This window comes from Pelovirga sp. C15f (genome assembly GCF_057178085.1).
The window spans coordinates 1-22,631 of the sequence record NZ_JBXUCV010000009.1 but is presented as its reverse complement, the minus strand read 5'-3'; the positions used below and the strand labels follow the sequence as shown (position 1 = coordinate 22,631).

The window sequence follows — 22,631 nt, the reverse complement described above, 5'->3', positions numbered from 1 at the left end:
TATGCAACAAGTACAGCAGCAGACAACTCCCGCTCCAATCCTTGAAATTCGTGGATTGACGCAGAATTTTGGTGGCTTGCGAGCGGTATCCGATTTTAACGTCAAGCTTGCCGGTAACCAGTTGACCGGACTGATCGGACCGAATGGTGCCGGTAAAACAACGGTCTTCAACCTGGTCAGCGGCTTCTATCAGCCGAGCGAGGGGCAGATTCTGATTGGTGGTGTGCCGACGGCCGGTTTGAAGCCCCACAAAGTTACGGCCCTGGGGGTGGCCAGAACCTTTCAGAATATCCGTCTATGGAACGACATGTCGGTGATGGACAATATCCGGGTGGCACAGCATTATCGCCTTGGTTATGGGTTCTTTCACAGCGCGGTGCGCAGCAAGCGCTATCGTCAGCGCGAGGAGGAAATCGCCCGTGAAGCGACGGAGCTGCTGGACATTTTTGAGTTGAAGAAATATGCCGATGAGTATCCCCGAAACCTCCCCTACGGCACCCAACGCAAGCTGGAGATCGCCCGTGCCCTGTCTATCCATCCGAAGTTGCTGTTGCTCGACGAACCGGCCGCCGGACTGAATTCGTCCGATATTCACGAACTGATCCGCCTGGTCCGCTGGATTGATGAGCGTTTTGATGTCGCCATCTGGATGATCGAGCATCACATGGATGTGATGATGGAGTTGTGTACCCACATCAAGGTCATCGATTTCGGTCAGACTATCGCTGAAGGGACGCCGGAAGAAATCCGCAATCATCCGGCTGTTATCACCGCTTATCTGGGAGACGATAAAATCTGATGCTGCTCAGTGTTGAAAACCTTGAAGTCAGATATGGCAATATCCAGGCACTGCACGGAATCAGTTTCCATGTCAACGAGGGTGAGATCGTCACTCTGATCGGTGCCAACGGTGCAGGCAAGACCACGAGTCTTTATGCTGTTGCCAGGCTGGCTCCGCCTGAAGCCCCGCGTGTGATCGGCGGTGATATTCGTTTCCAGGGAAAATCCATTCTGGCCACGCGCCCAAGCGATGTGGTTAAACATCTCAAGATGGCGTTATCCCCGGAGGGACGCCGGATTTTCGGAAACCTCACGGTAATGGAGAACCTCAAGCTTGCCACCTTCGCTCGAGACAAGGATGCTGATCTGGAGCGGGAATATGATTACGTATTTGACCTTTTCCCGCGGCTGAAGGAACGTCGCCACCAGCGCAGTGAATCCTTAAGCGGCGGCGAGCAACAGATGTTGGCCGTCGGTCGCGCCTTGATGACCGGTTGCCGGATGCTCCTTCTTGACGAACCGAGTATGGGGCTGGCCCCCGTGTTGAAGTATGAGCTCTTCCGTAAGCTCAAGCGTCTTAATGAAGAAGGAATGACCATCCTGCTGGTTGAACAAAATGCCAGTCTGGCGCTGAACCTCGCCCATCGCGGCTATGTCCTCGATACCGGCAATATCGTCGCCGCAGGCACCAGCGCTGAACTGAGCAACAACCCCGACGTTAAAAAAGCCTACCTGGGAGGGTAGTCCTTTTTATGTCAGATTGACTTCGTCGCCGTCGTGCCCAACCTTTTGGTCTGTTGTTTGCGAGCGGCATGGTCATAGGTAGACTCCGATATTTTTCTATAAAACCAGCATCGGGCAAATATCCCCGGATGTTTATGAACATATTTCTCATGTGTCCTGGCGGCTGTTGTTGACAATGAGTGATAAACTCAATAGATTTTCATCAGTGGATGTCCCTTTAATGAACGAATGATCGCGGGATCGTTCGAGGGAGAACCGGTAATAACTGTTGGTCGAAGAGGAGAGGTAGACGATGCAAAAAATGACAAGAGTTTTGTTCGTGATACTGCTGGTATTAATGATGGCTGGTCTGGTGCAGGCCAAAACCCTTAAACTGGCGATGGATGCCGATCCAGTGTCCCTTGATCCCCATGTGCAGTTGTCAGGCGGGATGCTGCAGTACTCCCACATGGTGTTCGATCCTCTGGTGCGCTGGACCAAGGAGACAACGATTGAGGGGCGCCTGGCCGAGCGCTGGGAACGTCTGGATGAGTTTACCGTTCGTTTTTATCTCAAACCGGGGGTGATGTTTCATAGCGGCAACGAATTTACTGCGGATGATGTTATCTGGACCGTGAACCGTTTGAAAAACTCCGTTGATTTCAAGGGCATTTTTGAACCCTTTGATGTCCCGGTCAAGGTTGATAAGTATACAGTGGATCTGGTTACCAAGGTGCCCTACCCGCTGTTGCTGAACACGGCCACCTATGTTTTTCCGATGGACAGTAAATTTTATTCGGGTAACGATGACAGAGGAATGGACAAGGGGGTTATCGTCAAGACCGATTATTCTTTTGCCAACGAGAACGCATCTGGTACCGGTAAATATCGGGTCACTGAGCGCCAGCAGGGCGTCAAGGTCGTTTTTGATGAATTTGCCGGCTATTGGGACCAGGCTTCCCCCGGTAATGTCGACAAAATTATCCTGACCCCGATCAAGAATGACGCAACCCGTGTCGCCGCGCTGCTTTCCGGTGATGTCGATTTCATTATGCCGGTGCCGCCGCAGGATATGGACCGGATCGAAAAGGCTGACAACGTTCAGCTCGTAACCATGAGTGGCACCCGCATCATCACACTTCAACTGAATCAGAACCGGGTCACGGCATTCAAGGATCCGAAGGTCCGTCAGGCGATAGTTTATGCCGTCAATAATGCCGGTATTGCTGAAAAGCTGATGAAGGGACGGGCAACTGTCGGAGCGCAGAACAGTCCAAAGGGCTACCTGGGTCATAATCCGGCACTGACCCCACGTTACGATCTGAATAAAGCCAAACAGTTGATGGCGGAGGCCGGTTACGCTGATGGTTTTGAGGTCAGTATGATCGCCCCCAATAACCGTTACGTCAATGACGAGAAAATTGCTGAAGCTGCGGCATCGATGCTGGGTAAAATCGGGATCAAGGTGAATCTGAAAACAATGCCCAAGGCACAGTACTGGGACCAGTTCGATGCTCAGGTCGCTGATATTCAGATGATCGGCTGGCACTCGGACACCGAGGATACCGGCAACTTTTTCGAATTTTTGTTGATGTGTCCCAACAAGGAAACCGGATACGGTCAGTACAATTCCGGCAACTACTGTAACCCTGAAGTCGATCGTCTGACTATTGCAGTACAGTCGGAAACCGACCAGGTCAAGCGGATTGCGATGATGCAGCAAATGGAGCAGATCGCTTACGATGACGCGGCTTTTGTCCCCTTGCACTGGCAGGATCTGTCCTGGGCGGGCAAGAAAAACCTGCAGATTGAGCCGATTGTCAATGTGATGGATTTCCCCTATTTCGGTGATCTGGTCATCGACTGATACCATAGTGCTTGAGGTAGTTACGGGTTCAGGGGGGAGCGCCGACGGCGCTCCCCCCTGAACATTCTTGGAGCAGGTATGATAGCTTTTGTCATCCGTCGGGTTATTCAAGCCCTTGTCGTTATTTTTGTCATCAGCGTCATCGGTTTTGCCGTCAAGCAGAGTGTCGGTGACCCGGTACGCGAAATGACCGGAATTTCGGTGTCGGCAGAGGAACTGCAGGAATTTCGGGAAACATTGGGGCTTAATGATCCCTGGTATGTCCAGTATGTTCGTTTCCTCGGCAAAGCGATTCAGGGGGATCTGGGCAATTCTTTTTTCTACAAGCGACCGGCAACCGAGGTCATATTGGAAAAGGCTCCGGCGACCCTCGAACTGGTTTTTGTCAGCAGTCTGATTGTTATTTTCTTTTCAATACCGCTGGGGGTCTTTTCCGCCATCCGTCCTAACCATTTCTTCTCTCGATTTTTAATGAGCGGCAGTATTGTCGGGGTTTCAATCCCGGTTTTTTTGACTGCCATCATGATGATCTATGTTTTTTCGATTAAGCTCGGGTGGCTGCCTTCCTTCGGACGCGGTGAACTGGTCATGGTCGGTGGCTGGGACAGCGGCCTGCTGACCGTCGATGGCTGGTTGCATATTCTGATGCCAAGCGTCGCCTTAAGCTCCATCATGCTGCCCCTTTTTATCCGCCTGATTCGGGCAGAAATGATGGAGGTGCTGGAATCGGAATATATCAAGTTCGCCTGGGCTAAAGGGCTCAGCAATCAACGGGTCTGGTTTGTTCACGCGTTTAAAAATACCTTGTTGCCGGTGATTACCGTCGGAGGTGTGCAGTTGGGAGTGACCATCGCATTTACGATTCTTACCGAGACGGTGTTTCAGTGGCAAGGGCTTGGTTTCATGTTTATGGAAGCGGTAGAACGATCTGATTCCCCGCTGCTGGTGGCTTATCTGATGTTTGTCGGTATTGTGATGGTTGTCGTTAATACGATCGTCGATTTGATCTATGGTCTGGTTAACCCGACAATCCGGATCGGTGGGGCCTCGTCATGAGCGCTCTGGCGACCTTTCGTGAGAGTTATCTGTGGTACAGCTTCAAGCGCGATAAAATTGCGATAGTCAGCTTGCTGGTGCTGGTGCTGTTGTTATGCAGCGCAATTTTTGCTCCGCTGATAGCGCCCTATAACCCGTATGACCCCGAAATGATCGATATCATGAATTCGGAAATTCCGCCGGCCTGGGAAGACCAGGGGAGTCGGGAGTTTCTGCTGGGAACCGATGCTCAGGGACGCGATATGCTCTCGACCATGATTTACGGCATGCGGATCTCTATTATGATCGGCCTTGGCGCGGTGTTGCTTCAGGCGTTTCTTGGTGTTCTCATCGGCCTTTTTGCCGGTTACCATGGCGGGCGGCTCGACGCTATTTTCATGCGGGCGGCTGATGTTCAATTGTCATTTTCCTATTTGATGGTCGCGATTTTTCTCAGTGCTGTGCTGCAGGCGGTGGTGGGTGTCTCTCGTTTTGGAGAAATTGCCGTCCCTTTTTTGATTCTTGTCATCGGTTTTTCACAATGGCCCCAGTACGCTCGAACGGTACGCGCTTCGGTGCTGGCCGAACGCAAGAAAGAATATGTTGAAGCGGCACGAGTGGCCGGATTTACGTCATCCCGGATTATCCTCAGCCAGATTTTCCCGAACACCTTGTCACCGATTCTGGTGCTCTCGACAATTCAGGTTGCCAATGCGGTGATGAGCGAGGCGGCCTTATCGTTCCTGGGACTGGGGATGCCGATCGATCGACCGTCGTTGGGGTCGTTGATCAATTCCGGGTTTGAATATATTTTCAGCGGCGCCTGGTGGATTACGATTCTTCCTGGAGTCCTTTTGGTAGTGCTGGTCTTGTCAATCAATCTTCTTGGAGACTTCTTGCGCGACGTTTTCAACCCCAAGCTTTACAAGGGCTGACACCATGGCAATACTTCTTGAAGTGAAGGATCTGGTGGTCAAGTTCGCCTTGCGGGGCGGCGATGTAACCGCTACGAACGGAGTCAGTTTCGGTCTTGCCAGAGGGGAGCGCCTGGGGCTCGTGGGGGAGTCGGGGGCCGGCAAGTCGGTCACCGGTTTTTCTATAATCAATCTGATCAGTCAGCCGGGATACATCGCCTCAGGTGAGGTGAACTTTCATGGCGAGAATCTGGCCACCATGAGTGCTGAGCATCTGCGCACGATCCGTGGAAACCGGATCAGCATGATTTTTCAGGATCCGATGATGACTCTCAATCCAGTGCTGACGATTGGAACCCAGATGATTGAGACTCTGATGGCCCATAACCCGCAAATCAGCAGGGAGCGGGCAAGTGCCATTGCCCTGGAAAAATTACGTAAAGTCCACATTCCCTCGCCGGAAAAGCGTCTGGAACAATATCCCCATGAATTTTCAGGGGGAATGCGCCAGCGGATCATTATCGCCATCGCTCTGTTAACCGGCCCGGAACTGATTATCGCCGATGAGCCGACAACGGCTCTGGATGTGACGATCCAGGCGGAGATTATGGATTTGTTGATAGAGCTTTGTGAGACGGAGGGGATGGGGATGATTCTCATTACCCACGACCTTGCCGTTGTCGCCCAGGTGACCCAGACAGTGGCCGTCATGTACGCCGGCAGGGTTGTTGAAAAAGGGCCGACACAAGATGTCATCGCCCGGCCACAGCACCCCTACACGCAGGGCTTGATTGCGGCACTGCCGCAAAGCGGTGGCCATGGCACGCGCCTGAATCAAATCCCCGGGATGATGCCGACCTTGAAAGATATACCGCCGGGGTGTGCTTTCAATCCACGGTGTCGTCAGGTTATGGAGATCTGTCGCACCGATACACCGGCCCTACGAAGGGCAGGAAATGGCGTTCTCGCCGCCTGCCACCTCTATCCTGTAGCAACTCCCTCGGAGCAGCCTGACCATGAATAATAACATCCTGACCGTCAACAAGCTGTACAAGCACTTCGATATTTCCGGAGGTGTTCTGGATCAGTTGCAATGGCGCGATGGTCGGTTAGCGCGGCATAAAACCCTGGTCAAAGCAGTCAATAACCTGTCCTTCGACCTGTTGCCCGGCGAAACCTTCAGTGTCGTTGGGGAATCGGGATGCGGCAAATCAACCCTCGGACGGACAATAATGGGGTTATATCCACCCAACAGTGGTGAAATATTTTATCGTGGGGCACGGATCGACAACCTCAGCCACAAACAGCTGCTCCCTTATCGAAAAAAAATGCAGATGGTTTTTCAAGATCCCTATGCATCGCTTAATCCGCGCAAGACCATTCGTCAAACTCTGGAAGCACCGTTGCGCTATCACTATCCGCAGCTGACGTCGGCCGAGGTGAAAGATCGGGTTGACGAGGTGATGCTGCAGGTCGGTAGTGATCCACAGTGGGTCACCAGGCTGCCCCATGAATTTTCCGGAGGGCAGCGTCAGCGCATGTCCATTGCCCGGGCATTGATTGTCAACCCGGAATTTATCGTTGCTGATGAACCTATTTCCGCCCTTGATGTGTCAATCCAGGCGCAAATTCTCAATCTGATGATGGACCTGCAGCAACAGCATCAGCTGACCTATTTGTTTATCGCTCACGATCTGTCGGTAGTGGAACATATCAGTGATCGGGTCGGTGTTATGTATCTGGGGACGATGTGTGAACTTTCTGATACGGCATCACTGTTTGAGTCTCCCAGGCACCCGTACACCCAGGCTCTACTGAGTGCCATCCCGCGTCTGACCGGCGGCCGTAGTCGCCACACGCGATTGAAAGGGGAGGTGCCGACTCCTATCAACCTGCCCAGTGGCTGTGTTTTTCACGGACGCTGCCCCTTCGCGGATCAGCGCTGTATTTCCGAAGTGCCGCTGTTGTGTACTCTCCATGCCGGTCGTCAGGTCGCCTGCCATGCCGTAGAGGAGGGGCGCATCTGATCCGTCTGTGGAAACCGGCCCACTATAACCGGTATCGGTAGCTCCTGCGGCTTTTCCCGGCCGTACTCCTCCTGCGTTGAACCTGCCCGAACTGAAAATCCCCCCATAGGTCACGGATTTTTAAACCGCCATCGCGTTATTCCTGTCCAGTCCAGATCCCGCGGCAAGGATAAGGATGACTTGTTGTATTTATGTGAGGGGTCTTTTTTGTCGGTCGTCCAGAGTAGACTTTTTCCTAAACAATGATAAACATTAAGGCACAGATCCATGTTCTGAATCAGGGCTTACCCCAGGGTTGGCTAACCCCCTATCAAGGTCAAGGAGGATTATATGCCACAGGAATACACCTTAAAAGAAGCGTTGAAGATGGCTATTCTGGCTAAAAAAAATCTGATGGATTTCTACCTGGAAGCAGCAAAGATAACAGAAAATGAAAAGGGTAAAAGCGTATTGACCCGGCTGGCTGAAGAGGTCAGGGAAAACGCCGGGAAGTTTTATCAATATTATCAATGGGATGATCTGGGGAGTTTTGAAGATGTGGTAGGCCGCCCGCCTAAGGCCGATTCAGTGATGTTGGTTGAGTTGACAAAAGCGCTGAACAAGGATGTGCATGAACGAAAAGCTCGGGAGTTGGCCATTAAAGAAGAAGAGAATCTGGAAAAAACCTTTTTGCAGGCCGCTAAATATATTATTGATCCTCAGGTCCGTGCAGTTTTTAACGAAGTTGCCAGAGACACCCGCATTCACTGTGAGATCATTTCATCAGAATACGCGCGTACCATGGGGATGGTCCACGAGAGTGACATGGATACTTACGTTCGCGAATAGTTAATTGCATGCTTGATTCCATGCCTGGAAAAAGATCTCAATGACTTAAGGTGGCAGGCTTTCGCAGAAACTTATTTTTTTGCGGGGGAACGCTGCTATTCGGACTCTTCTTTTTTGAGGGTTTCGGACTGGAAGAAGGATCCGAGATCCTTGATCAGCTTTTCGGGCAATCCCAGAGTGCGTTTGAAAACGCCCAGGACGGTGTTAGAGATCGTGTTGACAGGTATGGCGCTGACAGAAGGAGTTTCGACCGCGCCTTCGATGCGGAAATAGGCGGTCAGTACCGCCCGATCTTCGCCTGCCAGCACCCAGCCGGCGATCGGGATGGAGCTGACCACTTTGTCAACCGTGCGCAGGGGCATGACGCCGAGAATCATATCAAGGGTTTCGTTTGTCAGGTTCTGCTTGCCGACGATCGACATATTCATGGCTTCACCGATTATTTTGAGATCTTCAGTATGAAGTATCCCATCACTGAGCAGAAAGCTCCCTTCCATCAGATTAAAGGGCATCCCTTCCTGGTCCATGTCCGGCAGTCGGCCGCTGAAAATCTGCGAAACATTCAGCAGTGAAAACATCTGTGCCAATCCGCGGAATTTGCGTAATGTACCCTGATGGATCTGAAAATAGGCACCAGCGCTGGCGTGCTTCCAGAACGCACCGCTGCCAGGGTCTCCTGTAAGGTAAAAGTCACCGGTCATGGGCCCGCGGATCAAGCCGGGACGATCAAACAGATCATGATGAACGATGGAAGCGTCGACGCCGTTGAGGTGCCCGGAAATCTTAAGCGGGGCAGCCTGATCGTGGCGATTGTACTCGACCTTGGCGCGGACCCAGCCACCCCCGCTTTCAAAGGTCAGAGGGTAAATGGAGAGAACCCCCTTGTGATCAATCAGGGTGGTGCGAGCGTTGCTGAACTTCATGCCGCTGAGATTTCCCTCGCGCGCGCTGATGTGGATGGTAATGGGTTCCTGCGGTGAATTGAGGCGAATGGAATTTTTTGATGTTTTTGGCGGCCCACGAAACAGATTGATAATATCGAGGACATGGGCTTGCTCACCATGAATAATCAGATTGGTCTGCGGTCGCCTGAAGTTCCTGACGCTGCCGAATACGGAAGCCTGGGTGGATTTCTCCAGGGTGACGGTTACCGGATCGAAGCTGATGCCGTGCTGATCAATTTCCAGTCGTCCGCGCAGGTTATGAAGGGTCAAGTCGGGATTGCTGAACACCAGATCCCGGGCCCGCGCGCTGGTGGCTGTAACTTCTAGTTTGAGCAACGGATTGGTCCATCCTTGCAGATTTCCGTTGACAATGAACTGGGACTCGCCAAGCTTGGCAGGTAACTGACTGAAGCGTAAGCCATTTTTGTTGATGCTGATTGTACCGGAAACACTATTGAGATCGCCGATCAGGGAGGTCAGGTGGGCGCCACCGGCAGTAATGAACAACTTGCCGTTCAGGGTGGCGGCATCCATGAATAACTCTGCGGAGGCCTTGCCGGCTAACTGCAGGCGCCTGAAGGTGCGGTTGATAGAGGACAGACTGGACAGGTCCAGATCGTCTGTGATCAAGGTAGCGCTCGGCACTTTATCCCAGGGGCGCATCGTTGCCTTTCCGGCAATCTGTGCGGGCTTAAGATTGATAGTAAAGCGATCAAGCTCGATTCGGTCATGGTGATGTAGCGTGCCGCCGGCCTCTATCCGTGCTGGTTGTTGGGCTTCTTTGATGTAGTAGGAGCCGAGGCTGATATGACTGTCAGCCAGATTGGCGCCCAGGGTGAAGGCCGGGGCGTTGACGGCTCCATTGATTCCAATCTCCAGATGTGCCGGTCCGGTGGCAGACCAGCCTGTGGGCAGGCTCAGACCAGCCACCAGGTTCTCCATCGGGGAGGTTGCCCTGGCTTCCAGTCTGAGGGATGGATCGGTAAAAAGATGATCGATATGGCCACTGACCTGCAGGCTGCCAAGATCGGTATGAATTTGAGTAGCGGCCAGAGTCAGGGTTGAACTGCTGACGCTCCACTCGGAGTCAATGGCACTGATTGACCAGGCTGCGGGATCCTTCCAGGTGATCTCAGAGAGTTTGATCTCGCCGTCAATGCGTACAGGAGGCGTGTCTTCGCCGGTTTCAGACCACTGGTGGTCGATGCGCAGACGCAGCTGATCAAGAACCCCTGAAACAACCCCGGCCTGAGTAATTTGATTGATTGCGGCAAAATCCTCGGTTGTGACGGCGAGATTGGAGCTTTCCAGCAGAGCACTGAGTTGCCGGGTCGGGGTGTGCTGCAGGCTGAAATAGCCACTGGCGGGAAAGCCCAGCAGTGTGCCGTCAAGGTGCTCAAGTTTTTCAGTATCCGTGGCAGATGTCCAGATGCCGTCGATATGAATCAGTGGCACGCTGCTGCCGGCCCGGATTACGGTGGTTGACACCTGGGCTCCGTCAGCGGGGACGCCGTCAAGGGTCAGCTTGATGCGCCCCGATTGTGCCAGTGCCGTTTGTAAGTCTGTTATCTCGATTTCGGATCCATGGCGACCGATGTGCAGGTCAGCCTGCCAGTTGAGCCGCCGCCAGTTCTCGCCGGTAAAAGGCGGCAGTATGGTTTCAAGGAGAAAATCGGCCTGCGTTTGAAGCTCATGACCGGAAATAACCAGTTGCGCAGGGTGTTGCGCCTGCCAGTCATAGATAACCGCGTGGAGGTTGGCCAGATGGGCAAGGGGCTTACCCTGATCATAGATCCTGACTTCGGCATGCCTGACTGTCAGCATACGGATATCCAGTTGAAAGGAGTTGTCTTGAGAGATCCTTGTCGCTGCAGGTTGAGGTTGTTTCTTTAACGGTAAGTACAGAGTGGTTTCGGCCTCGAGAATTTCCACGTTCTTGAGGACGACTTGTTTGTTCAGCAGTGGCAATAAGGGGAGGGTGGCCCTGATGTGTGGAATGAGCAGATGGGACTCCTGCTTAGTGCCGATTTCAACCTGATACAAGTCAATGGCCAACCCCTGGCGAAATTTAATGGATCCGGAGGCGATACTCACCGGTTGTTGCAATGCTGAACTGATCTGCTCCTCAAGGGTGTGGCGATATTCTTCCAGATCCAGTCGGCTGATATAGAGCAACAACAGGGCAATGCCGAGTAGACCAATCAGCAGCAGGGTCATGATAATGCGGGTTGCAGTGGTGATGATCGATCTCATCATAAATCTTTACACCTGTTTTGCCCGATCGGCCGATTGCAAGATAAACAACACCAAGGATCATGATAGCCTGTCCAGTGCCGGCCAGCAAGGGACAATAGCTGCCGACAATCCTGAGGATATCTGTGCTTTACTTGACTAAATGCCCCTGATAACATAACCAGCCCTCTGGCGGATACCCATCCACCAGCAATAGGTTGGAATTTCTCTTCTTTCTTAAGATAAGTCAACGATAGGCCATGAAGATCAAGCGTCTTGACATTTTCGGATTCAAATCCTTTGTTGACAAGGTCTCTATTGAGTTTGAGACGGGGATTACCGGCATTGTCGGTCCCAACGGTTGCGGCAAAAGTAATATCCTTGACGCGATCCGCTGGGTGATGGGCGAGCAGAATGTCCGGCACCTGCGTGGTCGCACGATGGAAGATGTGATTTTCGGCGGCAGTGAAACCCGCAAGCCTACCGGTTTGGCAGAAGTTTCCATGATTTTTGATAATAGCGACGGTCATTGTCCGGCGGCTTATAAAGACTTCGCCGAAATCATGGTAACGCGCAAATTATATCGCAGTGGCGACAGCGATTATCTGATCAACAAAACCCCCTGCCGTCTGCTGGATATTAATGAGCTGTTCATGGATACCGGAGTCGGCGCGCGCGCCTATTCGATTATTGAACAAGGTAAGGTTGGTGCTCTGGTCAGCGCCAAGCCGGAGGAGCGGCGCAGCTTGATTGAAGAGGCGGCCGGGGTCACTAAATACAAGTCGCGCAAGAAAAGTGCCGTGCGCAAGATGGATGCTACGCGCCAGAACCTGATTCGTCTGGGTGACATTATTTCGGAGGTCAGGCGCCAGATTGGCAGCCTGCAGCGCCAGGCAAGTAAAGCGGAGAAATTTCGCGAGCTACGCCGCGAAGCACGACAGATTGAGCTGAGCCTCAGCGGGAATCGTTTGCAGCGTCTTGATGGGGAAGTCGCCCTGCTTGAGCAGCAGGAGAAACGCGAAGCAGATATCCTTGAGCGCCTTGATGGCCAATTGGAAGCGGGGGAACTGCGTTTGGAAGAGCGGCAGCTGCAACTTACCGCAGCTGAAGGAGATTATCATCAGGCACAGCAACAGGACTACCAGGCGGGTGCCGATATTACGCGTCTGGAAGGTGAGCTGGGCCTGATTCAGCGTCAGCAGGAGCAGCTGCAGCAACAGGATCAGCAGGCGCGCACCGAACTGGAACAATGTACTTTGCGTCTTGCCGAGCTTGAGAGCGAAGCTGGTGAGTTGCAGACCCAGCAACAGGAATCGAAGGAGAGCCTGAGCGACCTTGAAAATAAAACCCGCAGCGCTGAAAAGGAGCTGACTCTGGCTTTAGAGCGGGATCACCAGGCCAATGAACGCTACGAGCATGGTCGCCGGGCGCTGATGGAACAATTTGCCCAGGCCAGTCGCCTGCAGAATCGTCGGGAAGAGATTGAGCGCCGTCTGGCTACGGAAAAGCAGCGTCAGCAGCAGTTGCACAAGGAGTTGTCTCAGATTGATGAGCGCCTGCGCGAACTGGAAGAACAGGGGCAGCAGCTAACCGGCCAGCGACATGCGGTCACTGGCAAAACCGAAGCGTTACACGACCAACAGCAGGGGCTGATGGAAGAGCTTCAGGTGATAAAAAATAATCTGGAGCAGCAGCAGACCCTGGTTAATAGCTGTCGCCGGGACCTTGAGCAGCTGCACTCCCGTTATGAATCGCTCGAAGAGTTGCAACAGCGACGGGAAGGTTGTGGCGAAGGCACCCGCACCCTGTTAGCCGCTGCTGCGGGCCGTCGGATTGTTGCGGATCTGCTGCGCGTTGACGCAACCCATGAACTCGCGGTAGAGAGTGTGCTGGGGGAGCGCTTGCAGGCGGTTCCGTTGGGCCTGACTGACACCCCGCTTACAAGCCTTGAACTGCTGCAGCAAGAACAGGTGCGCGGTCTCATGCTGCTGACCAACCAGAAGGTGCCGGCCAGTGTCAGTTCAATAGGTGTTCCCTTGCTGGGTCTGGTCACCCCGGTTGCCGCCGCCGAAAAGGTGGTTGCGCAATTGCTCACTGGCGTTTTTTTGGTTGACGTGGTAGCCGATCACCTTGATCAGCCGCTTGCTGTCGGGGTGACACTGGTCGACCGGGCTGGAACCTGTCTGGATTGGCGCGGCATATTAAATGGCGGTTCCATGGCTGCATCCGCAACGGGTCTGCTCCGTCGCCAACGCGAGCTGGATGACCTTGCAGAACGCATCGCCGAACTTGAGTTGAAACACAGCAGTCAGGAGCGTGAACTGGAGCAACATCAGGATCGTTTGCGCGAAACCGACGAAGTGCTGGCACGGCTTCAGGGAGAAATTCATCGTCTTGAGCTGCAGTCGTTGGAGTTAGGGAAGGATCAGCAAGCTTTGGACAAGGAGCAGGACAGCCTGGCGCGGCGCCGGCAGCTGGTTTCTTTTGATCTGGAACAAATCGATGAGGCCCACAGCGGCTTGCTGGCAGAAATGGAAGAGTGCCTGGCCGGTCGTGATGCAGCGCTGGCACAGCAGCGGCAACTTGAACAACAACAGCAACATGACCAGCAGGAGTTAACCTCTTTGCGTCAGGCGGTTGATCGTTGTCGTGAGACGCTGACCGGGTATCGGGTGGTTTTCGCCGAACTTCAGCAGCAACGCCAGGCGACAGATCAGGCCCTTGTGCGGGTTGACCGCCAATGCCATGAATTGCGTGAACGGCAGCAGAACCTTGAGCAGCGTTTATCGCAGCAGGATGCTGCGCGCAGGCAGCTACAACAGAGACAGTCCCTGATCCGCGCAGATCTGGATCAGCGCCTTGATGACCGGCATACACAGTTACAACAGACTGTGCGCTTGCAGGAAGCTTATCAACAACTGCGTGAAGCACTCGATGAGCAGCGTGAGCAGTTGCGGAGGTTGCGTACCGATGCCGAGGAAGCGCGCAAGACTGTTGCGCGTTTACAGTTACGACAGCGCGAACAGCAACTGGAGGCGGAGCACCTGTATCAGGGGGTACAGGAACGTTATGCTGTCGATCTGCGGCTGCATCAGGTCCCCCAGGCCACTGAAGCGGAGCTTGAACGTCAGCAGCAACAGCTGCAGCGTTTCCAGCAGAAAATTGCCGATCTGGGGGAGGTAAACCTGATGGCGATTGAAGAGTATGAGGAGCAGGAAAAACGCTACGATTTTCTTATCGGCCAGCGCGATGACCTCAAACTGTCACTCGACGATCTGGAAAAGGCCATCACCCAGATTAATCGTACGACCCGCCGGCGCTTTAAGGAAACCTTTGACCAGGCTAATGAAATGTTTCGCCAGGTGTTCCCACGATTATTTCGTGGTGGCCAGGCTGAGTTGCGACTGACCGATGAAAATGATCTGCTTGAAACGGGTATTGACATTATTGTCCAGCCGCCGGGCAAACGTCTGCAGAACGTCAATCTGTTGTCAGGTGGAGAAAAGGCCCTGACGGCTGTTGCCTTGATATTTTCATTGTTTCTGCTCAAGCCGACGCCATTCTGCGTTCTCGATGAGGTTGATGCCCCACTGGATGACGCTAACATTGATCGTTTTGCGGAAATGGTGCGCGAAATGACAGATCGTTCACAGTTTATCCTGATTACTCACAGTAAGCGCACCATGGGAGTTGTTGACACCCTTTATGGCGTTACGATGCAGGAGCCCGGTGTGTCGCGATTGGTCTCGGTGCGTATGAATGACTATGCGCCGGCGGTGCGGCATGAAACAGAGAATGCTGTTGCCAAGGGTTGATGCCGCAACGCAGTCGTAGATGAGTTTTTACGACACCATGATAGATAGGTTCACCACAGGAGAAAAAGCCTATGCCGTTTAAAGCGGTTCTGAACCAGCTGTTGCAGGATGTCCCCGGTGCTCTCGGGGTGATTATCGTCGATTGGGAAGGAGAGGCTGTTGAGCAGGCAACACGCATCGGCGAGTATGATATTAAAATACTGGGAGCCCATCATGGGATCATACTGACCTTACTGCGAGAGGCTCTGGAACGCATGGGTTCTGATTGCCCGGAAGAGGTGGTTATTCGTACGCAGCAGGGAACGACCTTGATTCAACCCCTGACTGAAGATTACCTGCTGATTCTGCAATTGCAGCAAGGAGCACTGGTCGCCCGGGCGGCTCTAAAGTTGCGCCGTTGTGCAGAGTTTCTGTACGATGATATTGCCCTGTAGTGCCCAATGGCTGCTAGTAGTTCCTGGCACTTTCCATATGAACTTTAACCTCGTTTGGAATAATTGAATATGAGTTGGTACGATCTGGTGGATAAGGTCAGAACCCTGACCGTTGATGATGTTCTCGAAAAGTTTACCGGCTTTATTGAGATGCTGACCCAGTGGCTGGGAGCCCTCGGTGTTCCGGCTGAGCACCTGATGGTGGCGGCCTGGGGGGGGCTGTACCTGGTAGCGACGATCATGGCTCTGCTGCTGGTGCTGCTGCTGTTGAAAATTGTCCGCCGTCCGTTAAAGAAAAGCTCCAGGAAACAGGCTGAACCCGGACCGGAGATCCAACCGGAACCGGAGATCCAACCGGAACCGGAGATCCAACCGGAACCGGAGATCCAACCGGAACCGGAGATCCAACCGGAACCGGAGATCCAACCGGAACCGGAAATCCAACCGGAACCGGAAATCCAACCGGAACCGGAAATCCAACCGGAACCTCGCCTGACCCTGTTTGAGCGCCTCAAACAGGGACTCGCCAAGACCCAGTCGTCCCTGGTAGGGCGGGTTGACAGCTTGTTGCGTGGACGCACCGAGGTTGACGAAGAGTTGCTCGAAGACCTTGAAGAGGTTTTGATTACCGCTGATCTTGGCATGAAAACTACCCAGCATCTGATCCAGACTTTGGAAGCGCGCCTGGCCTCAGGGAGGTTGAAAGAACCTGAAGAGGTCCGCGAGCTCCTCAAACAGGAGCTGAAAAAAGTTCTTGCGGTCGAGGCCTCTTCTGTCGATTTCAGCAGGGCTTCCCCCTTTGTAATGATGGTTGTCGGGGTTAACGGTGTTGGCAAGACGACTACCATCGGCAAATTGTCCAGCCAGCTCTCCCGGGCCGGGCACAAGGTCGTCCTGGGGGCGGGGGATACTTTCCGTGCGGCTGCGGCTGAACAGCTCGAAATTTGGGGTAAACGTGCCGGAGTTGAGGTGATTCGCCACGGGGAAGGGGCTGATCCGGCGGCAGTTGCTTTTGATGCTGCGAAGGCGGCGGTGGCACGCAAGGCTGATATCCTGCTTCTCGATACCGCCGGTCGCCTGCATACCAAGGTCAACCTGATGGAAGAATTGAAAAAAGTGCGCCGGGTGCTTGATCGCGAGATCCCTGGTGCCCCCCATGAAATCCTTCTGGTCCTTGACGCCACCACCGGCCAGAATGCCCTGACCCAGGCGCGCATGTTTCATGAAGCGGTCGGTTTGGGCGGCATTGCCCTGACCAAGCTTGACGGAACGGCGAAAGGCGGCATTGTCGTTGCCATCGCGGCAGAGCTCAGTGTCCCTGTCCGCTATGTTGGCATTGGCGAGAAACTTGACGATTTGCGCCCCTTTGATGCCGACATGTTTGTCAGTGCCCTGTTTGAGCGTTCTTGATTTTTGTTTGATGTTGCACCGTCCAACAAAGGGATGATCGAAATGCAGAAGCTGGTTGATCTGGAAAAATCCATAGCTGTCTTGCTTGAGCAACATCGTGCCCTGAAACTCAGTAATCGCCAGTTGCAGCAGGAGAAGCAGCGGTGGCTGGAAGAAAGGCAGTACTTGCTGAAGCAGATTGATCGAATCCTCGCAGGTTTAGATGACATCGATGTGGAGGGAATATGAGCGCACAACTTCAGATCAGGATCCAGGGGCGCATCTATACCTTGCGTAGTCAACAGTCGGAACAACAGATCCAGAAGGTTGTGGCCTTTGCAGAAGAAAAATTGGCGGAAACAGCCGCCGGCAGGTCTGTCGACACGGTTGACCTGATGATTCTGACCCTGTTGAACCTGGCCGGAGAACACCTGCTGTTGCAGGAAAAAAAAGCGCAGGATGATAGTGAGGTAGGCCGGCGGCTGGGACAGTTGGAGCGTCAGTTGCTGCTGGAAATTGATGATAATTTTGGTTGCTAATCCCGAACAATCCGTTGTAATATCACCGATATTCTCGACTGTTGTCGGGTTGATTGATAGATCGTCGGAACGCTTGTTGCCTGAGTGTCGAACGAGAAGAAGTGAATGCAAGTCAAACCACCCCGGGTTTTAAATCGGTCCCGGGAGCGGGTTGTGTGGTTTATATTTCATTGGCATGCAGTATCATCTTGCGGATAGGTACTATGAGTGCAAGTTGTCTTCAGAGCGGCTTCCTTCATACAGGTGGATGACAATTGCCGCTAGAGCGCTATTGCCGGTAAACTGCTTACATACCCGTTTTTCCTCTCATTTCTGACCCTCCTCTGGCGGAACCTTCCGGCCATACCTGCACCAAGCCTGGACTTATTGGTTTATGGATAAAAGGGCGATCCGAACGCATATGCTGGGACGTCGCAGTGCCCTGTTGCCTGAGCAGGTGGCGCAATTGTCGCGTCTGGCTCAGCAGCGCTTGATGGCCTCAGAGCTGTTTTGTTCTGCACGGAGCCTGGCACTCTACAGCCCCATACAAAATGAGATAGCAACGAGTGACATCTTTGTCGCTGCCCGTCACCAGGGTAAACAGGTTTATTATCCCCGGGTTGCAAAACAGGACTTGCAATTTGTTGAAATTGTCAGTCCGAAACAGCTGGTGGCGGGTGCTTTTGGTGTGCTTGAGCCTGTTGCCGATCTTGAAATGAGCGGGCAGGCACCGGATTTGATTTTAATTCCCGGGGTGGCGTTTGATCGCCGGGGCCACCGACTTGGCTACGGTCGGGGTTTTTATGATCGCTATCTGGCCTGTTGCTCTAACCAGGTTGTTCGGGTCGGCTTTTCTTATTCATTTCAGTTGTGCGACGCATTACCAGTCGGAGCGCACGATCAGTCTCTGGATGTTCTGGTGACAGATACGGAAACCATTACCTGGTGCAGCAAATTGCCAGGCTTAACATAGCCCTTAAAGGGGGAGGTTTTTATGCAAACAGAAATAATTACGATTGTTTTGGTTCTGGTCGCTCTGGCAGCCGGGGTTTTTTTGGGAATGTTGCTGCGCCGTAAACTTTCTGAATCGACGGTCAACAGTGCCAAGGCGGTAGCCCAGAAAATTGTCAGTGATGCCGGCAAAGAGGCAGAAACAATTACTAAAGAGGCGATTATCCAGGCGAAAGATCTGGTTCTTCAGGCCAAAACCGATTGGGAAAAAGAGGCGCGTGAATTACGCAAGGAGATTCACACCAACGAGAACCGGTTGCAGCAGAAGGAAGAAAATCTTGATCGCAAGTTTGATCAGATGGAAAAGAAAAATGACGAGCTGGCCGCCAAAGAGAAGCAGTTGCGCCAGTTGGAGTCAGAGCTGCAGAACAGAATGGATGAAACCGAAAAATTGCGGGCAGAGCAGCAGACGCGCCTTGAGGCGATTTCCGGTTTGACCCAGGCCGAGGCCAAGCAGCAGTTGATTGATGGAATGTTGAGTGAGGCGCGGCATGATGCTGCCAAAAGTATCAAACGCATCGAAGATGAGGCGCTGGAGACGGCTGATAAAAAAGCCAAAAAAATCATGGCCCTTGCGATCCAACGCTATGCCGGTGATTTTGTAGCAGAAAAAACCGTCAGCGTGGTGCCGTTGCCGTCAGATGAGATGAAGGGGCGGATTATCGGCCGTGAGGGACGCAATATCCGTGCGATAGAAGCCGCTACCGGTATCGATCTGATCATTGATGATACCCCCGAGGCGGTTGTTATTTCCGGCTTCAATCCGGTGCGGCGCGAGGTCGCCCGTATCGCCCTCGAGCGGCTCATCGCTGATGGACGGATTCACCCGGCACGGATTGAAGAATTGGTCGAAAAGGCACGCGAAGAGGTCGACGAGGAGATCCGTCAAGCTGGTGAACAGGCCACTTTCGATGTCGGTGTTCATGGGATTCACCCCGAAATTGTCAAGCTGCTGGGAATGCTCAAATACCGGACCTCCTACGGCCAGAATATCCTGGTTCACTCTATCGAAATGGCCTTTCTTTGCGGGATGATGGCTGCTGAGCTGGGTCTGAATGTCAAAGAAGCCAAGCGTGCGGCCCTGCTGCATGATATTGGCAAGGCGGTCAGTCACGAGCTGGAAGGCTCACATGCGGTTAATGGTGGGGAGCTGGCGCGTAAATATGGTGAGTCGGCCGCCATTGTCCATGCGATAATGGCCCACCATGAGGATGAAAAACCCGATACGGTCCTTGCTATTCTGGTGCAGGCCGCCGATGCTCTTTCCGGTGCCCGTCCAGGTGCCCGCCGTGAGACCCTGGAGACCTACGTCAAGCGTTTGCGCGATCTCGAACAGATTGGCACGTCTTTTTCCGGTGTCACCGGTTGTTTTGCCATTCAGGCCGGTCGTGAGATCCGCGTGATGGTTTCCAGCGATGAGGTGTCTGATGATTACTCCCACGTTCTGGCCAAGGACATTGCTGCCAAGATCGAGCAGCAGATGACCTATCCGGGGCAGATCCGCGTTAATGTGATTCGTGAGACGCGTGCGGTAGAGTATGCCAAGTAGCTGATGGTTGGTGACGGTTCTTCTTTAGCGGTGGCGTCTTCCGGGCAGATAGCGCCGCTGCTGGCAGGTCTTGCGCTACCGCTTCGAGGTTGTTGTATTGAAATTGCTGTTTGTTGGTGACATTGTCGGCCGTGCCGGAAGAAAGGCGCTCAGTGACCATCTGCAGGGCCTGGTGGGGCGTTATCAGATCGATCTGGTGATTGCCAACGGCGAAAATGCAGCCGCCGGCTATGGGCTGACCGGACCGATTCTCAAGGAGCTTTTTGCCTGCGGTGTTGATGTTGTCACTTCCGGCAACCATATCTGGGACAAAAAGGAGATCATCCCGGTTCTTGACCGGGAACATCGCCTGTTGCGCCCGGCCAACTATCCACCTGGCCTGCCGGGCCGGGGTACGGGGGTCTACGAGACTGCTGGTGGCATCAGGGTTGGTGTTTGCAACCTGGAGGGACGGGTTTTCATGAAAAACCTCGATTGTCCATTTCGCGCTGCTGACCTGCTTATTGATGAGTTGCGCCAGGCTACTTCTATTATCCTGGTCGATTTTCATGCGGAGGCAACCAGCGAGAAGCAGGCGCTCGGTTATTATCTCGACGGCAGGGTCAGCGCGGTGATCGGCACCCACACCCACGTTCAGACCGCGGATGAGGTCATACTTTCCGGTGGTACCGGTTATTTAACCGATGTCGGTATGTCGGGTAGTCGGGATGCTATTATCGGTAACGAAAAAGACGCGGCCCTGGAGCGTTTTTTATCACAGATGCCGATACGCCTCGAGGTTGCCAAGAATGACCCACAGCTGTCAGCGGTTGTGCTGACTATTGACGAAGGTACTGGGTGCTGTACCTGTATTGAGCGCATCCAGGCGCGACTCTGATTTGTCTGGTATGTTTAGCCGCCAGTATTGACCCGGAAGATTAGCCTCTACAGAAGTAAAGCAGGGTAGTCATGACCAGAAACTTTGTTAAAGAACTACAATGGCGCGGCATGATCCACGACATAACGCCTGGGACCGAAGAGCAGCTCCAGAAGGAGATGACCACGGCCTATGTCGGCATTGATCCGACCGCTGATTCCCTCCACATCGGGCATCTGGTCAGCGTCATGATGCTCAAGCATTTCCAGCGTGCCGGCCACAAACCGATTGTCCTGGTTGGCGGGGCAACCGGCATGATCGGTGATCCGTCGATGAAATCGGCTGAGCGCAATCTGCTTGATGAGCAGACCCTTGAGCACAATGTTGATTGTCTTAAAAAGCAGCTGGCGAAGTTTCTGGATTTTGAATCGAAAAACCCCAACACAGCCGAGATGGTCAATAATTATGACTGGATGAAAAATTTCGGGTTTCTTGAGTTTATCCGTGATATCGGCAAGCATATTACCGTCAACTACATGATGGCCAAGGACAGCGTTAAAAAACGACTCAGTGAAGAAACCAAAACCGGGCTCTCTTTTACAGAGTTCACCTACCAGTTGGTGCAGGCCACTGATTATCTGCATTTATACCGTGAAAAGAATTGCCGATTGCAGATGGGAGGCTCCGATCAGTGGGGGAATATTACTACGGGAACAGAGCTTATTCGCCGTAAAGAGGGTGGAGAGGCCTTTGCACTGACATGCCCGCTGATTACCAAGGCTGATGGCGGCAAGTTCGGTAAAACTGAAAGCGGCAATGTCTGGCTTGATGCAAAACTGACCACCCCTTACAAGTTCTGCCAGTTCTGGTTGAATGTTTCTGATGAGGATGCCGAAAAATACATCAAGATTTTCACCCTGCTCAGCCATGACGAAGTGGCAGGACTGGCAAAGGAGCAGGCGGCATCGCCCCATCTGCGTCCTTTACAGAAGCGCCTGGCCGCAGAAGTGACCTGTATGGTTCATGGAATTGAAGAATATAACAAGGCAATTGAGGCGTCGCAGATTCTCTTTGGCAACGCAACGACAGATAGTCTTGCCCGGCTGGACAAAGAGACGTTTCTGTCAGTATTTGAGGGCGTGCCGACCTTCCCGGTTGCACGCACCGCTCTTGACGCAGGCACTCCCATTGTTGAGCTGCTGACAACCCATACCGCGGCCTTTGCATCTAAGGGTGATCTGCGCCGCACCATTCAGGGCAACGGCCTCAGTCTTAACAAGACCAAGGTGACTGACCAGGATTATCTGGTAACGGTAGCTGATCTGGTTGGGGGATCTTATCTTCTGGTCCAGAAAGGGAAGAAAAACTATATAGTCATCGAGATTGTGTGATTGCCGCTATTATTTCAGTTGATGAAAAGGGCGCTAGATCAGTATCTTGTCGCCGGCAATATTTTTTTTAAAAAAAAGGTTGACGCTCAATGGGGCTTTGGTTATAACTGCGCTCCGTTGCCCGGCAAAACAGCTCGGCGACGATAAAAAAACAGACGGACATAGCAAAGAAAAATATTGACAAGTTAGGATGGTTTGGTTAGAGTCCTTGCTTGTCGCTTCGTTTCGGCGGGGCAAAACCGGGTCTTTGAAAACTAAATAGCAGATGTTTGACAGAGCTTGTAAGGGTTCAAGTTAATTGAACAAACAAAGGATACA

18 protein-coding genes are annotated in these 22,631 nt (G+C 53.0%); 17 read left to right on the top strand and 1 reads right to left on the bottom strand.

The genetic code is table 11. From position 1 onward, the window contains the following. Position 1: 1 nt before the first annotated feature. The 8 genes from AC1931_RS14350 to AC1931_RS14315 all read left to right on the top strand — a co-directional run bounded on the left by AC1931_RS14350 (position 2) and on the right by AC1931_RS14315 (position 8,174). Entirely contained in the window at positions 2 to 799 is a 798-nt protein-coding gene (locus tag AC1931_RS14350) for an ABC transporter ATP-binding protein (protein WP_483877973.1), read from the top strand. Continuing rightward, positions 799 to 1,524 (top strand): ABC transporter ATP-binding protein, encoded by a 726-nt coding sequence (locus tag AC1931_RS14345; protein WP_483877972.1) that lies wholly within the window; start codon positions 799 to 801, stop codon positions 1,522 to 1,524. The genes AC1931_RS14350 and AC1931_RS14345 overlap by 1 nt, the downstream gene beginning before the upstream one ends. A 292-nt stretch (positions 1,525 to 1,816) precedes the next feature. Continuing rightward, positions 1,817 to 3,370, top strand: a complete 1,554-nt coding sequence (locus AC1931_RS14340) for an ABC transporter substrate-binding protein (RefSeq protein ID WP_483877971.1) — start codon at positions 1,817 to 1,819, stop codon at positions 3,368 to 3,370. A 78-nt stretch (positions 3,371 to 3,448) separates the two neighbouring features. Beyond that, a complete protein-coding gene (locus AC1931_RS14335) occupies positions 3,449 to 4,426 on the top strand; it encodes an ABC transporter permease (RefSeq protein WP_483877970.1) in 978 nt (325 codons plus the stop codon). Then, entirely contained in the window at positions 4,423 to 5,340 is a 918-nt protein-coding gene (locus AC1931_RS14330) for an ABC transporter permease (RefSeq protein ID WP_483877969.1), read from the top strand. The genes AC1931_RS14335 and AC1931_RS14330 overlap by 4 nt, the downstream gene beginning before the upstream one ends. Positions 5,341 to 5,344: 4 nt before the next feature. Beyond that, positions 5,345 to 6,343 (top strand): ABC transporter ATP-binding protein, encoded by a 999-nt coding sequence (locus AC1931_RS14325; RefSeq protein ID WP_483877968.1) that lies wholly within the window; start codon positions 5,345 to 5,347, stop codon positions 6,341 to 6,343. Next, positions 6,336 to 7,346 (top strand): ABC transporter ATP-binding protein, encoded by a 1,011-nt coding sequence (locus tag AC1931_RS14320; RefSeq protein ID WP_483877967.1) that lies wholly within the window; start codon positions 6,336 to 6,338, stop codon positions 7,344 to 7,346. Before AC1931_RS14325 ends, AC1931_RS14320 begins: the two co-directional genes overlap by 8 nt. Before the next feature lie 330 nt (positions 7,347 to 7,676). Further along, entirely contained in the window at positions 7,677 to 8,174 is a 498-nt protein-coding gene (locus AC1931_RS14315) for a ferritin family protein (protein WP_483877966.1), read from the top strand. Between the two features lie 95 nt (positions 8,175 to 8,269). On the opposite strand, the gene AC1931_RS14310 is transcribed toward AC1931_RS14315, so the two are convergent. Further along, complete coding sequence (locus AC1931_RS14310; protein ID WP_483877965.1) at positions 8,270 to 11,374, bottom strand: YhdP family protein; 3,105 nt, start codon at positions 11,372 to 11,374, stop codon at positions 8,270 to 8,272. A 236-nt stretch (positions 11,375 to 11,610) separates the two neighbouring features. On the opposite strand from AC1931_RS14310, the gene smc reads away from it, so the two are divergent. From smc to tyrS, 9 genes are all read left to right on the top strand, one after another. Then, the gene (gene smc, locus AC1931_RS14305) at positions 11,611 to 15,165 is read left to right on the top strand and encodes a chromosome segregation protein SMC (protein ID WP_483877964.1); all 3,555 of its coding nucleotides are present in this window, start codon (positions 11,611 to 11,613) and stop codon (positions 15,163 to 15,165) included. Between the two features lie 71 nt (positions 15,166 to 15,236). Further along, on the top strand, positions 15,237 to 15,599 hold the full coding sequence (locus AC1931_RS14300; protein ID WP_483877963.1) for a roadblock/LC7 domain-containing protein: 363 nt from the start codon (positions 15,237 to 15,239) through the stop codon (positions 15,597 to 15,599). A 69-nt stretch (positions 15,600 to 15,668) separates the two neighbouring features. Then, on the top strand, positions 15,669 to 17,009 hold the full coding sequence (gene ftsY, locus AC1931_RS14295) for a signal recognition particle-docking protein FtsY (RefSeq protein WP_483877962.1): 1,341 nt from the start codon (positions 15,669 to 15,671) through the stop codon (positions 17,007 to 17,009). A gap of 42 nt (positions 17,010 to 17,051) precedes the next feature. Next, positions 17,052 to 17,237 carry a hypothetical protein gene (locus tag AC1931_RS14290; RefSeq protein ID WP_483877961.1) on the top strand — a complete coding sequence of 62 codons (186 nt, stop codon included), beginning with the start codon at positions 17,052 to 17,054 and terminating at the stop codon, positions 17,235 to 17,237. Continuing rightward, positions 17,234 to 17,527, top strand: a complete 294-nt coding sequence (locus tag AC1931_RS14285) for a cell division protein ZapA (RefSeq protein ID WP_483877960.1) — start codon at positions 17,234 to 17,236, stop codon at positions 17,525 to 17,527. Before AC1931_RS14290 ends, AC1931_RS14285 begins: the two co-directional genes overlap by 4 nt. 373 nt (positions 17,528 to 17,900) lie before the next feature. Next, positions 17,901 to 18,479, top strand: a complete 579-nt coding sequence (locus AC1931_RS14280; RefSeq protein WP_483877959.1) for a 5-formyltetrahydrofolate cyclo-ligase — start codon at positions 17,901 to 17,903, stop codon at positions 18,477 to 18,479. 21 nt (positions 18,480 to 18,500) lie between these two features. Continuing rightward, positions 18,501 to 20,066, top strand: coding sequence for a ribonuclease Y (rny, locus tag AC1931_RS14275; protein WP_483877958.1), 1,566 nt, complete (start codon positions 18,501 to 18,503; stop codon positions 20,064 to 20,066). A gap of 97 nt (positions 20,067 to 20,163) precedes the next feature. After that, on the top strand, positions 20,164 to 20,943 hold the full coding sequence (locus tag AC1931_RS14270; RefSeq protein ID WP_483877957.1) for a TIGR00282 family metallophosphoesterase: 780 nt from the start codon (positions 20,164 to 20,166) through the stop codon (positions 20,941 to 20,943). A 71-nt stretch (positions 20,944 to 21,014) separates the two neighbouring features. Continuing rightward, positions 21,015 to 22,313, top strand: coding sequence for a tyrosine--tRNA ligase (gene tyrS, locus AC1931_RS14265; protein WP_483877956.1), 1,299 nt, complete (start codon positions 21,015 to 21,017; stop codon positions 22,311 to 22,313). Positions 22,314 to 22,631: the final 318 nt, after the last annotated feature.